The organism is Lysinibacillus sp. NPDC096418 (assembly GCF_044762775.1).
Taxonomy (GTDB): domain Bacteria; phylum Bacillota; class Bacilli; order Bacillales_A; family Planococcaceae; genus Lysinibacillus.
In genome coordinates, this window is record NZ_JBIWEY010000003.1 from 60,258 (window position 1) to 72,330 (window position 12,073).

Sequence of the window (12,073 nt, forward strand, 5' to 3'; positions counted from 1 at the left end):
AATAGGAAAGCATAATTAAGTTTTTTTTATTAATTGGTTAATTTTAGTTAAAAATGTATATTATCCAAGTCGATATATTTATATTACTTTTTAAACCATTTGTTGGATACTTCCTATGTGCTTGGATTGATATAATAATTTAGGTGCAACTTTTCCTTTCTGCACAAAGGGTTAAGATGCACCATTCCACAACTCGACAGCAAAGCCCAGGTACTCAATTAATTTTGAGCCTGGGCTTTTTTACGTTTAATATTCTCTTACTTCAAATGAAGCAATCTTATCATGTACGATATATTCCGTTACTTTTTTATAAGGAGAAATTGTCTTTGTAAATTTGAATGTCGAAGTACCTTGAGCACTTTCAAACCAATTTAAGTAACTGTTTAAAATTGTATTAGTTACATCATATTCTTTAGTTATACCATTCACTAAGGTAATACTTAGAATAGCACTCGAAGATTCGTTAATTGGTTTCTTAACGATAACTGTAGCAGTAGCTACAAGATCTGTGTTTTCAATCTTAGCAGTAATAACTGCTTCGCCTTCACGAATAGCTGTTACATTACCATTTTGGTCAACTGTAGCGATAGATTCATCGCTAGATGACCAGATTACATTTGCAGTTTCAGGAGAAGTTGTAGCAGTTAATTTATCTTGGCTACCTTCTAGCAGTTCTAATGTATTTCTGTCTAATGTGATGGATTGAACATCAGGGACTTCGCCCGGAACAAATAATTTACCATCGACGTCAATTGCATCAAAAGCTAAATAAGAACTATCATCGGATTTCTCTATTAAAACAGTATGTTTCGTATTTGTTAAACCCTTTTTCTCATATACTAAAGTTTGCCATTCCCAGGAGTCAGGTCTATATGACGAATAATATTCTACGATCTCTCCATCGATGGTAACTTTTGTATTTTTATCACGGTTTGTATTCAATTGATCTATTATACGAAATTTCGTTCCAATAAATTCAAACTTAAAATGGGTTCCTACAGAATTTCCTTGCGATTGACCATTTTTATATGCTTTATTTGGTTGAGATTGATGAAACATTTTATTCTTTGTAATTACTGAGTTTGAATCATCATATCTCTTCCAACCAATTTCAGGTTTTAATAACTTATTTCCAATTGTAGCACTGTTTTCAGGAGTATTATTAAAGTTACTTACCCCTTCTTCATAATCTACAGCTTCTGCAGCTTGTGCATCTTCAACGTTAAAACTTACTAGCGTTAGCATTATTAATGCTAAATAAATAAAACCTTTTTTAAACAAATTAATCACTTATGTATCCTCCTTAAAAATTGTCTAAGGTCAATTCTTTAAATGACCCATAATTACAACTTTAACCATATATTATTTTATTTACCATGATAAAAATCTTCTATTTTTGATAATAAAAAAGCCGCTCAACTGAGCGACTAAAATTATTTCTCAATTTCGAAACCATCAGGAATATCTATGTCGATGTTTCCGAATTCATCTGCCTCGTATATCGGTTTAATCACATAATTATCTTCATCAAGTCTTGCTCCAAAGTAGTTACTTCGATAAGAAAGCAAATACACTTCTTCGTTCCAACCATCCAATACAAAATAATCTCCATCGATTTGTATTATTTCTTGACCTAGTGGCGCGCGATAAAAGATTTGTTTGTGTATTTTTTTCTTCATATTATCTCCTTTCTATTATTTTTGACTCTTTCCCTTATTCATATTTTATTAGGAAATAGTTGGCAAGTACATACATTTTTTTATTTACTACTTGTCAAAATACAAACATTTGTTCTAAAATAAATACAAACTAATGTTCGTATTTTAAGAGGGAGTGTAGAAAGATGAAAGAGCAACTAATAAAAGCAATGCAACATAATCAGTTAGTCGATATGATGTATGTATCTAAGAGCGGTGAAGTGACAAAGCGTCGTATTAAGATAATCAAAATGGTCGGTGATTCATTTCAATCATTTTGTTTCGTAAAACACGCTAAACGTACTTTTATTATTGATAACGTATTAGCGGTGCTTCCAGTCCTACACAAAGAGCGTGAGGTTGTGTGATAAGCTCTGAACAACGTAATTTATTACATCGCTTTGTAATACTTGATATGGCTGTACAGTCCTTACAACGCGATTATAAAGTGATAGAAAACTTAAAAATGAGTAAGGTGTATTTACCGATGCTCGATAATTTGCTAAAGACAATCACTAATGATTACTACAATTCAAAGCGTTTATTGGCTAAAGATAAAATTAGAGTTGTGAAGTGGGAAAAGAAAGATGAATACTTTAGTGATTTAACCGTTGCCACAGCTGGCGAAGACCTAGTACTGACATATGCTAATATGGCATTGAAAACACAGGTTGAAAAATTATTAATTAGTCACCAAAATAAAAAGCCACTCAGTGAGTGACTTAGAGTAAAAGGCAACAAAGCTAAATTAGCTAAGTTGGTATTTTAATGAATTAAATTAATCGTTCAAAGATTGATGCTGCTGATAAATAGGTGCTATTTTTTCTAAATCTAACTTATTACGATTAGACCAATTCACTTTATCAAATATTTCTCTATCTATAATTATCTTCAATACTTCTCCAGTACCTTCATTCCCGTATTGGTCAGTCAACTTTGTGTACCACGTTATAGTTGCTGTTTTTATACCGTCTATCTTTGATAAGTTTGCATAAATATCTAAAGATTTATCATTCATCGAACGTTTAGAACCTGAGTGTAGTTTTTTATCTGTTATGTCTATGATAATAACACCATCGTTATCCCTTACCTCAAAGCCTTTTTTAACAACTGATGATACAGCTTCTTCTATCGGTGTTTCTTGTTTTACTTCTGCAACCACTTCTTCTTTTTTGTCCGCATCTTTAGGTTTAACTTCTTCATCTTCTCCAAATACTGCGTTTAATATCCAACCTACGATTACGATTGGTGCACCTATTTTAAAAATAGTGTTCCAACAACCTTTATTCTTTGGTTTTTCGTTATTTGTTTCTGACATTTTTCTTCCACCTTTCACCAACTATTTTAATGGTTAAGTATGGAAATGTACACAATAAAAAAACAGACAACATTAATTGTTATCTGCTTAAAATAGTTTTTTAATTGTCCGTTTTAATGAAGGTTTACGTGGTTTCTTAATTAATGGTTTAGGTTTCTTAAACTTTATAGGTTTAACGCCAATCGCTTCATATAACTCTTTCTTCGCTTGTTTCTTTAATTGACGCTTCTTTTTACTAATCAGTTTTCTCAGCATAGTTAGTCCTCCACAAGCTCTAATATGTCCTCAATGCGTTTAATATCGAGTGCTTCACAGATTTTTGTGATGTGCATTTTTGTTATGCTTGTACGCTGGTTATTTACTAATTCACTAATTGCTGCAGGGCGTAAACCAGTCATCTCTACTAATTGCTTTTGAGTAATATTTCTCTCCGTTAAAATCTCTTTTAATTTTATGTGTAGATCCACGCATTTCACCTACTTTCGATTTTTATCTGTTATTTCGATTATAAATTAATTCCGTTATTTCGTAAAGTTAATTGTTGACATTCCGTAATTACGGAATTATACTTTGATTAAATATTACGCAATATCGTTATAACGGAATTGCGAAAAGGAGGAATTGAAATGAGCTTTGAGGAGAAAAAACAATTAGCGTTAATGTTGCAGAATGATTTGGGTGTCGAACAAAAGGCGATTATTTTCGATTTGCTTTGCGGTAAATACTTTGGTCGATGTGACGACCAGGAGAAACAATTTATCTTTTCGGTGAAACAAGTAATGGACATGCGAGAATATAAAGCGTTTTAAAGACTGAACAGGGAGCATCGTAGCTGGTGCTCTTGATTGAGTTTTTAAAACTCTAAAAAGAAAGTGAGGTGATAACGATGGCATTCGAATACTTAGCTCAATACACAACATTTAATAGCGTAGCTGATATGGATAAGAATGTGGAGGACCATATAGCAACACATTATTTTAATTTAACTGAATCAGAACGTTCCATCGTTATCGCACTTTCGCAACGTTCATTAATGTATCCGGGAGCTTCACATCTAAAAGCTGAAACTATTGCTGAAGCAACTGGCACTTCTCGTAGTACAGTCATGCGTGCGATCAAGAAGCTTGTTGAGTTAAACATTATCGAGAAAGTAAAACAAACAAAGCTTAACGGAATCAAAGGAGCAAGCATTTATATGATTTTACCTTACAGTGACACATCGGAAATGAAACATCGAGAGACAGTCGATAAAGCTAGTAACGACGCGGCTTGCCCTCCACAATCTGAAAACCTATCTTTTAACTCTTTTAATCTTTTAAGTTCTAAACAAGCAAGTAATATTATGAGTCTTGGTAATGAACTAGCTTTGCAAGCTGAAAAGAAAAGAGAGTACATGAATGAGTATCAACAAATGCTATTTGATTTCATGCATTCATTGCCTTTGACGGACCAACTAAAAGACGAATTACACAAAGTTGTATTAGCTGCACAAGTAAAATCTGTAGAGGACTTTGTTAAAGCCAAGAATGTACTATTTAAAATTGCTACTGATATTGTGGATGGCACATTGACAGTAACAAGTACATTACGTGCGGTATTTGTAGGAGCTTTTAATAAGGCTACGGAGCGTTTGGATAAGAAGTCGATTAATTCATCATCTGTGGAGGACAAAGCGCATAGAGAACGTCCAGTGCCTTTCTATAATTGGCTAGAACAACGTGATAGTCGTCCGTAATCGATAGTGCAATGTGCACCAGCGTTAAAGATTTGGCATATTAGGGTTTAATCCAATTTTATATTGCTTAAAAACATATTTTATAAGAATAAGAATTGATGGGGTGAAAACATTTCTAAAAAAAGAAAAATATTTAGAGTGATTAATGAATGTTGTCCGTCGGTTAAAACTATATGCCCTCCTCCAAGCGCCCCTTGTTTGAGTTTATGCGACTGTTGTGTTTCTCCACTTCAGTCCGTCTTACAACAACTTGTTGGGCAAACTGTACTTATTGCCACTATTGCAGACCCACCAAATACCCAGCCACTCGTTTTTTTATTCACAATTGTTGAAGTAAATGATTTTTTAGTTACTGTTACAGATGGAGTGACAACCTATGTGGTAAATATTTCTGATGTTATAGGGGTAGGATTTTTACCACCAGGACCTACTATTAACTTGTTGCCACCTGTTAATTCTGGGTGTGAATGTGATTGTCGTGAACGACCAATTAGACAATTGCTAACTACACTTATCGGTTCTACAGTGAATCTTTTGGTAAGTAATGGTTCTACTGCAACAAATTTTAACGTGGAACAAACAGGTCTTGGCATAGTGTTAGGTACTCTACTAATAGGTATGGATCCTGATACAATCTTTAGATTTGCAATTTCAACTTGCAAAATTGTAGCTGTAGGGCAGACTAATTAATAAAAATAAGACCACTCTGTGATGGGTGGTCTTATTGTATGTCTTTAAGTAAATGTAGTATGCACTTATATAATAGAAGAAAGACCACTAGTTACAGGCAGTCTTTATTATATCCGTTTTCATAATTGGCTCTTTGTGGGGCTGGGAAAACTGAAATCCTTTTTCAATCGGTTCATTATGCATTGATGAAAGGATTACGCGTATGTATTGCGACGCCAAGAACAGACGTTGTGCTGGAATTATATCCGCGTTTTCAGGTAGTTTTTCCGACAACAAATATCCATGCACTATATGGTGAAGCCCCTAAACAAGAAGGCTACGCGCAGCTTGTCATGGCGACGACCCATCAATTGTATCGATTCCAACATGCTTTTGATTTGATTATCGTCGATGAGGCAGATGCTTTTCCTTACACCTTCGATAAAACACTTCAAATAGCTGTGCAGAAAGCAAAGAAGCCAGATACCCCTATTATTTATGTAACCGCAACACCTTCACAAAAGCTTCTCCATCAACATAAAAAGAGTGGTTATTCCTTTATTCCCAAACGTTATCACAATCATCCATTACCGGTGCCACGTTACAGTTCGTTATGGCGTTATGAAAATAGCTTGAATAAAGGAAAGATCCCTATAAAGCTTCAACGTTGGACAGAAGAACGGCTCACTCGGAAAGAACCGTTTCTAATTTTTCTGCCGAAAGTAGCAATGATGGAAATTGTCACACCACTTTTTCAAGCCATTCATCCAGAAATTTTAGCCGTGCATGCAGAGGACCCAGAACGAAAAGAAAAAGTGCTCAAGCTTCGAAATGAAGAAATTCCAGGGTTACTAACGACGACGATTTTAGAAAGAGGTATTACGATTAAAAATGTTCAAGTATCAGTGGTAGGAGCAGAATCTTCTATTTTCACTGCTAGCGCCCTTATTCAAATAGCTGGGAGAGTAGGTCGAAATCAAGCGTATGCAGATGGAGATGTTGTATTTTTTCATCATGGTATTACCGTAGAAATGGATGAGGCTAGAGCAACGATTTTACGCAGTAATAAGGAGGGGTTTTCGACATGAATAAAAATGAAACACAGTGTTTATTATGTGCAAGACCGTTACAAATGGTATCTTCATGGAAAACACTTTTAACGAAGCAATTCCCACCAAGTAGTTGTGAAAAATGTTTAGCAGAGTTTGAACGCAGCGCCTCAAAGACCTCTCTTTATCGTTATAATGACGCCATGAAAGATTTCCTTCACCAATATAAATTTCTCCAAGATGTGGCACTCGCGAAAGTATTTCGACAGGAGCTTCACACAATATTTAAACACGAAAAAGCGACAATTATCCCCATCCCCATGCATATTGAAAAACAAAAAGAACGCACCTTTGCTCATATGGATGAATTATTGAAAGCAGCACAGATTCCCTATACGCAATTATTAGAAAAAACAACGATAGAAAGACAAAGTTCGAAAACGAAGGAAGAACGTCTACAAACAGCACCTCTTTTTAAACTACTTAGTGACGCTTCAGTAGAATATAAAGAATACTTGCTATTTGACGATATAAAAACAACAGGTACGACATTACAGCATGCAAGAACAGTTTTGGAAGAAGCGGGCGCGAAAAATATTCGAATTTTCACGTTAATTAGTGGGTGAATTTATAAACGCATCATGTATAATATGTACGAGAGAATACGGTTAAGGTGTATTCATTAAGAGATATTAGCACCCGATGTATTTATTCAGTGTATTGCTATGGTGATGAACGATGAAATTAGTAGTTTAATAGTTATAGTCAAACACTAAAATCTAATCTTGCGTTTAATGCATGAAGTGAAATTATTTTCGGATATTTTTAAAACGTTGAAAAGCCCAACTCTCATAATTGATATACAACTTATTAATAAATAAGAGTTATTTTGTGAGATTTATCAGTAATGCCAAGTCTTTTCTTGATTTTGTCACTTATTTTAAAAAATGTAGTATATCAATTTTGAAAAATGAGTTAAGGCGAGGTTGAAAATGTTCGTCGTTTTTGTATGTTTAATAATGAAAAGGGAGGCAATTGAAATGGCGGAAGTTCGTAATTGTCCAAAATGTAATGAGTTTTTTAACTATATAGGAATGAGAGAAGTATGTCACAAATGCGCACAATCAGAAGAAGATCTATATCAAATCGTCTATCGCTTTTTGCGTAAGCGTGAAAATAGAGCAGCGACCGTTGAGCGTATTGTAGAAGCAACAGGAGCTGAGGAAGAATTATTATATAGATGGGTACGTAAAGGTCGTCTTCAGCCGGCGATGTTTCCAAATTTGGGATACCCTTGTGATAACTGTGGTCATCTAACGACAAAGGGCAAACTGTGTTCTAAATGTCAGGATGAATTAAAAAAGGAACTTCGTACGTTTGATGCCGCAAAGGAATTCCGTGACAGCGTTCAGCAACGTGATCGTGCCACATATCATTCAGAACGTAAAAACACTTAATAGCCAAGTGTGCTAATTGAAATGGATTAGCGCACTTTTTATTTTGAAAAACTTAACATTGCTAAGTATAATCCGAAATAATAGATAGATAAGCTTTTAGACGGGAGGGAGAGTTTCAATGAAAATTTCAAATTATGGTGTCAATGCTGTGAATGCTTACAAAAATCAAGTGCGTAATGTGAAATCAGCAAACAATAAATCTTCATTTGCCGACAAAATCGAAATTTCAAAAGCGGCACAAAATATGCAAGGCGTAACTACGTATAGTTCAGAACGTACAGAACGCGTCCAACAGCTAAAGTCAGAGATTGATTCTGGTGAATACAAAGTAAATGCACGCAAAGTCGCAGAAGATATGCTGAAATATTATCGTTTCTAATTGAACGACAGAAAGGGTGCCGACAGTATGTCTGTAGAAACTATCTATGCCACACTAGAAAAATTAGAAAGAATGCATAAAAGCTTACTTGAGCTTTCTTTTAAAAAAACAGAGCTCATTAAAACAAACAATACAGAAGCACTCGACCAAATGCTCAAGGACGAGCAGGCGCACGTAGCAGCGATTGATAAGCTCGAGCAACAGCGTCAGTTGCAGGTAACGGAATACCTTGGAGCAAAAGGATTTGCCCCTACTGACAAAGTAACTGTCGCCGATGTCATCCAAGTTGCTGATAACGATATTGATAAGGATAAATTAGAAAAAGTACGTAAACGTTTATTGCTAATCATTGACGATTTACGCAAGCAAAACGATCTCAATCAAAAACTTATTTTCCAATCATTACAATTCGTCAATCTCACACTCGATATGTTACGTCCTCAGCCTAGCCAAATCAATTACTCAGGCAATGAAGTTCGAGGCACAAACACAATCGCAAAAAAAACATACTTTGACTCACAAGCATAGGTTTTGCACCTGCGCAAAACCTATGCTTGCTTATTTTTTGTCTTGACCAACTAAAAGGAGGAAATTCACATGCGTTCTACATTTATGGGTTTAGAAACAAGTAAACGTGGTTTATTCACACAGCAAACAGCTCTATATACAACGGGACACAATATTTCGAATGCCAATACGCTTGGCTTCTCTCGTCAACGCGTGAATATGCAAGCAACACAAGGTTTCCCTTACCCTGGTTTGAATTCACCTACATATCCAGGTCATCTTGGTACAGGGGTGGAAACGGGTTCGATTCAGCGTATTCGTGATGAATTTGTTGACCGTCAATTCCGTCAAGAAACGAATAAACTTGGCTACTATGAATCTCGTACAAAAGCTATTTATCAAATGGAAGATGTCATGAATGAGCCATCTGAGTATGGGCTAAATCAAGCTTTTAATGATTTTTGGCAATCTATTCAAGATGTAAGTGATAAACCTGCAGATTTAGCTTCTAGAAGAGTAGCAATTAGTCGGGCAGAACATTTAGCAGAATCATTCAGATATATGAATAAACAATTAACAACAATTCAAGGTAACTTGGGTAATGAGATTGATGTATCGACAAAACAAATTAATTCATTGTTGAAACAAATTGCTGCAATCAACAAACAGGTGCAAGAAGTAGAACCAAGTGGATATGTGCCAAATGACTTATATGATGCACGAGATGTTTTAATCGATAAACTGAATGAATATATACCTGTAACAGTTCAGCGTGTTCCTTCTGGTGGTCTTGCATCAAGTGTTGCAGAAGGTAGTTTGACGATAACATTTAATGGTGAAAAGCTAGTAGATGGAAAGGATTTTGCGCAATTAAAAGCAACTGGCGTGAATGGTAACCCTGTCAATGGCGATAGTACAACAAATGTATTTGCTCAGTTAGAAACGACTGGAATAAAAACATTAGAAGAACATGATGCAGGTAATTTACTTACAACTGTACTGGTGGACCAAGCGGGTATGGAGCCATCAAAAGGTAAATTATTATCACTTATTAATACATTTGGATACCAAAATGCTGGTGGGCAGACACAGGGATATTATCCTGAGACCTTGGCAAAACTTGACCAATTAGCCAATGAGTTTGCACGAGCTTTTAATGAGATACATCAACAAGGTTGGACGTTAGAAGAGAAAAATACTGATGGAACTACAAAAACTCCATCGCAGAAGGGTACTAACTTTTTTATAGAAGGTGCAGGTGCTGCTGGCATTGATGTAGTGGCTGATTTCAAAACAAATGCCAACTTACTTGCAGTATCTACTGGTCAATCGGAAGAGGGTAATGGTAAGCACGCAATTACACTTGCTAATATGCAATTTAATAAATTAGTGGGTTTAGATAATGCGACAGTACAGTCATTTTATCAGGCGATTACAGGTAAATTGGCAGTGGATGGCCAGGAGGCTGCTAACTTATTTAAAACTTCTGGTGATTTACATTTATCGATTGCAGAAAGTCGTGCTTCGGTAAGTTCTGTGTCTCTGGACGAAGAAATGACAAATATGATTACATTCCAACAAGCGTATAACGCCAATGCACGTATGATAACAGTTGTTGATGAAACATTGGACAAAATTATTAATGGAATGGGTCGAGTAGGACTATAAATCATTACGATTTAAATTTATAAAATAATTAGGTTATTCTCGAAAGGGGCTCAATCATGCGCGTTACACAATCAATGCTTTCAGGCAATATGCTACGTAATTTAAATAATAGTTATGGCAGAATGTCAGATTTACAAAACCAACTGGCATCAGGCACTAAAATTAATCGACCTTCAGATGATCCGGTTATCGCGGTAAAAGGTATGGGCTATCGTCGGGATTTAGGTCGAGTAGAGCAATACACACGCAATATGAATACAGTCAATACGTGGTTAGATACGTCAAATGAATCATTAGATCAAGTAAGCTCTGCGCTTACTCGAGTAAAAGAATTAATCATTCAAGCCGCAAATGATACAAACACAGCGGATGAACGTAAGAAGATCAATACGGAAATCGAACAAATCAAACAGCAACTTCAGGATATTGGTAACACGCAAGTTGCTGGTGATTATATTTTCAGTGGTACCAAGACAGATAATCCATTATTCTCCAATGGCGCCCTGAATGCAGCAAACGTGAATGGTGAAGAAGTGAAAATAGAAATCTCATCTGGTATTCAATTGACTGTAAATACGGATGGAACAGAAGTATTTAAAATGATTGATGATTTTATGACGCAAGTATCAGGGTTGTTGAATGGCGGTGCTACCAGCGAAGAAATATCAAGCGCGTTAGGTGCTACGTTTAGCGGTGCCGGAGGTGCGACAATTCCAGGACTAGACGCGGCGACAGAAAAAGTACTTGAAAAATTAGCGGACATTGGTGCACGCCAAAACCGCGTTGAAACGATGGAAAATCGTTTGGCGATTCAATTTGTAAGTGTTAACAAACAAATCTCTGATAATGAAGATGTTGATTATGCACAAACGATTACTGAAATGATTACCAATCAATCTATTCATCAAGCTGGACTTTCAGTAGGTGCTAAAATTATTCAACAAACATTAGTAGACTTTATTCGCTAATAAACCTAAGCGTTTGGACAACTCGTTCAAACGCTTTTCTTGAAAGGAGGAAAAGCTATGAGATTCCCACAAATTCAAATACGAACAACGGATGCGAAAATTGATTTGAATATTAGTAAACCTCGGCAATACATAAAACAGCCACGAGCAACCCAATCAATTGAACAACCTGCAGCTATTATAGACATTCGTACAACAAAAAGTGTATTGAAGATTGATTCTTCACAGGCAAGAAGGGATTTAGGTTTGATTGGACCGCTTGAATCAGTAGCTAATTATGCACAAAAAGGAAAACAAATGTCATTGCAAGGAATGGCTCGAATAGCAAGAGAAGGGCGACAAATGATGGAAAATGCGGGGAAGGGTCAAGGAAGTGCCATTATCCAAGGCATAGCCAAACAAAATCATGGTCCACATCCTGTCCGATTTAATGTAAAGTTTGTACCTTCTATTGGTTCTGTGAAAATTGATTATACGCCTGGTACAACAGACATAAATATTACGAGACAAAAGCCGAAAATTGACGTGCAGGTGAATAAACCGATTCACGAATACACGCCAGGTAATGTAACTGGTACAATGATACAAAGACCATCTGTTCAAACGGACGTAATAGTATAAAGGAG

16 protein-coding genes and 2 pseudogenes are annotated in these 12,073 nt (G+C 35.8%); 13 read left to right on the forward strand and 5 right to left on the reverse strand.

Annotated elements, in window-relative coordinates; genetic code table 11:
* Nucleotides 1-246: 246 nt before the first annotated feature.
* Together ACIQZG_RS04565 and ACIQZG_RS04570 are read right to left on the reverse strand one after the other, a co-directional pair.
* The gene (locus ACIQZG_RS04565; RefSeq protein ID WP_402753986.1) at nt 247-1,290 is read right to left on the reverse strand and encodes an Ig-like domain-containing protein; all 1,044 of its coding nucleotides are present in this window, start codon (nt 1,288-1,290) and stop codon (nt 247-249) included.
* A 143-nt stretch (nt 1,291-1,433) separates the two neighbouring features.
* Nucleotides 1,434-1,679 (reverse strand): hypothetical protein, encoded by a 246-nt coding sequence (locus tag ACIQZG_RS04570; RefSeq protein WP_402753987.1) that lies wholly within the window; start codon nt 1,677-1,679, stop codon nt 1,434-1,436.
* A gap of 164 nt (nt 1,680-1,843) precedes the next feature.
* Between ACIQZG_RS04570 and ACIQZG_RS04575 the strand changes: the two genes are divergently transcribed.
* The gene (locus ACIQZG_RS04575) at nt 1,844-2,065 is read left to right on the forward strand and encodes a transcriptional regulator (RefSeq protein WP_402753988.1); all 222 of its coding nucleotides are present in this window, start codon (nt 1,844-1,846) and stop codon (nt 2,063-2,065) included.
* Nucleotides 2,062-2,418 carry a YhjD family protein gene (locus ACIQZG_RS04580; protein WP_402753989.1) on the forward strand — a complete coding sequence of 119 codons (357 nt, stop codon included), beginning with the start codon at nt 2,062-2,064 and terminating at the stop codon, nt 2,416-2,418. Before ACIQZG_RS04575 ends, ACIQZG_RS04580 begins: the two co-directional genes overlap by 4 nt.
* Before the next feature lie 57 nt (nt 2,419-2,475).
* Here the strand turns inward: ACIQZG_RS04580 and ACIQZG_RS04585 are convergent, their stop codons facing one another.
* The 3 genes from ACIQZG_RS04585 to ACIQZG_RS04595 all read right to left on the reverse strand — a co-directional run bounded on the left by ACIQZG_RS04585 (nt 2,476) and on the right by ACIQZG_RS04595 (nt 3,482).
* The gene (locus ACIQZG_RS04585) at nt 2,476-3,015 is read right to left on the reverse strand and encodes a hypothetical protein (protein ID WP_402753990.1); all 540 of its coding nucleotides are present in this window, start codon (nt 3,013-3,015) and stop codon (nt 2,476-2,478) included.
* A gap of 87 nt (nt 3,016-3,102) precedes the next feature.
* Complete coding sequence (locus tag ACIQZG_RS04590) at nt 3,103-3,270, reverse strand: hypothetical protein (RefSeq protein WP_402753991.1); 168 nt, start codon at nt 3,268-3,270, stop codon at nt 3,103-3,105.
* A gap of 2 nt (nt 3,271-3,272) precedes the next feature.
* Nucleotides 3,273-3,482 carry a helix-turn-helix domain-containing protein gene (locus ACIQZG_RS04595; protein ID WP_402753992.1) on the reverse strand — a complete coding sequence of 70 codons (210 nt, stop codon included), beginning with the start codon at nt 3,480-3,482 and terminating at the stop codon, nt 3,273-3,275.
* A 159-nt stretch (nt 3,483-3,641) separates the two neighbouring features.
* On the opposite strand from ACIQZG_RS04595, the gene ACIQZG_RS04600 reads away from it, so the two are divergent.
* The 11 genes and pseudogenes from ACIQZG_RS04600 (at nt 3,642) to ACIQZG_RS04650 (ending at nt 12,068) form a co-directional block, all read left to right on the forward strand.
* Nucleotides 3,642-3,824, forward strand: coding sequence for a hypothetical protein (locus ACIQZG_RS04600; protein WP_402753993.1), 183 nt, complete (start codon nt 3,642-3,644; stop codon nt 3,822-3,824).
* Nucleotides 3,825-3,901: 77 nt separating this feature from the next.
* Nucleotides 3,902-4,750 (forward strand): helix-turn-helix transcriptional regulator, encoded by an 849-nt coding sequence (locus ACIQZG_RS04605; RefSeq protein WP_402753994.1) that lies wholly within the window; start codon nt 3,902-3,904, stop codon nt 4,748-4,750.
* 204 nt (nt 4,751-4,954) lie between these two features.
* A pseudogene (locus tag ACIQZG_RS04610) lies at nt 4,955-5,440 on the forward strand (hypothetical protein); the annotation flags it as partial.
* A 128-nt stretch (nt 5,441-5,568) separates the two neighbouring features.
* A pseudogene (locus ACIQZG_RS04615) lies at nt 5,569-6,507 on the forward strand (helicase-related protein); the annotation flags it as partial.
* Nucleotides 6,504-7,094, forward strand: coding sequence for a ComF family protein (locus ACIQZG_RS04620; protein ID WP_402753995.1), 591 nt, complete (start codon nt 6,504-6,506; stop codon nt 7,092-7,094). The pseudogene ACIQZG_RS04615 and the gene ACIQZG_RS04620, both read left to right, overlap by 4 nt.
* A 414-nt stretch (nt 7,095-7,508) precedes the next feature.
* Nucleotides 7,509-7,925 (forward strand): TIGR03826 family flagellar region protein, encoded by a 417-nt coding sequence (locus tag ACIQZG_RS04625; RefSeq protein WP_402753996.1) that lies wholly within the window; start codon nt 7,509-7,511, stop codon nt 7,923-7,925.
* Nucleotides 7,926-8,043: 118 nt separating this feature from the next.
* Nucleotides 8,044-8,304 carry a flagellar biosynthesis anti-sigma factor FlgM gene (gene flgM, locus ACIQZG_RS04630; RefSeq protein ID WP_402753997.1) on the forward strand — a complete coding sequence of 87 codons (261 nt, stop codon included), beginning with the start codon at nt 8,044-8,046 and terminating at the stop codon, nt 8,302-8,304.
* 27 nt (nt 8,305-8,331) lie between these two features.
* Nucleotides 8,332-8,832 (forward strand): flagellar protein FlgN, encoded by a 501-nt coding sequence (locus ACIQZG_RS04635; RefSeq protein ID WP_402753998.1) that lies wholly within the window; start codon nt 8,332-8,334, stop codon nt 8,830-8,832.
* Nucleotides 8,833-8,901: 69 nt separating this feature from the next.
* The gene (gene flgK / locus ACIQZG_RS04640; RefSeq protein ID WP_402753999.1) at nt 8,902-10,479 is read left to right on the forward strand and encodes a flagellar hook-associated protein FlgK; all 1,578 of its coding nucleotides are present in this window, start codon (nt 8,902-8,904) and stop codon (nt 10,477-10,479) included.
* 56 nt (nt 10,480-10,535) lie between these two features.
* Nucleotides 10,536-11,447 (forward strand): flagellar hook-associated protein FlgL, encoded by a 912-nt coding sequence (flgL, locus tag ACIQZG_RS04645; RefSeq protein WP_402754000.1) that lies wholly within the window; start codon nt 10,536-10,538, stop codon nt 11,445-11,447.
* Between the two features lie 57 nt (nt 11,448-11,504).
* Nucleotides 11,505-12,068 carry a DUF6470 family protein gene (locus ACIQZG_RS04650; RefSeq protein ID WP_402754001.1) on the forward strand — a complete coding sequence of 188 codons (564 nt, stop codon included), beginning with the start codon at nt 11,505-11,507 and terminating at the stop codon, nt 12,066-12,068.
* The last annotated feature ends 5 nt before the right edge of the window (nt 12,069-12,073 follow it).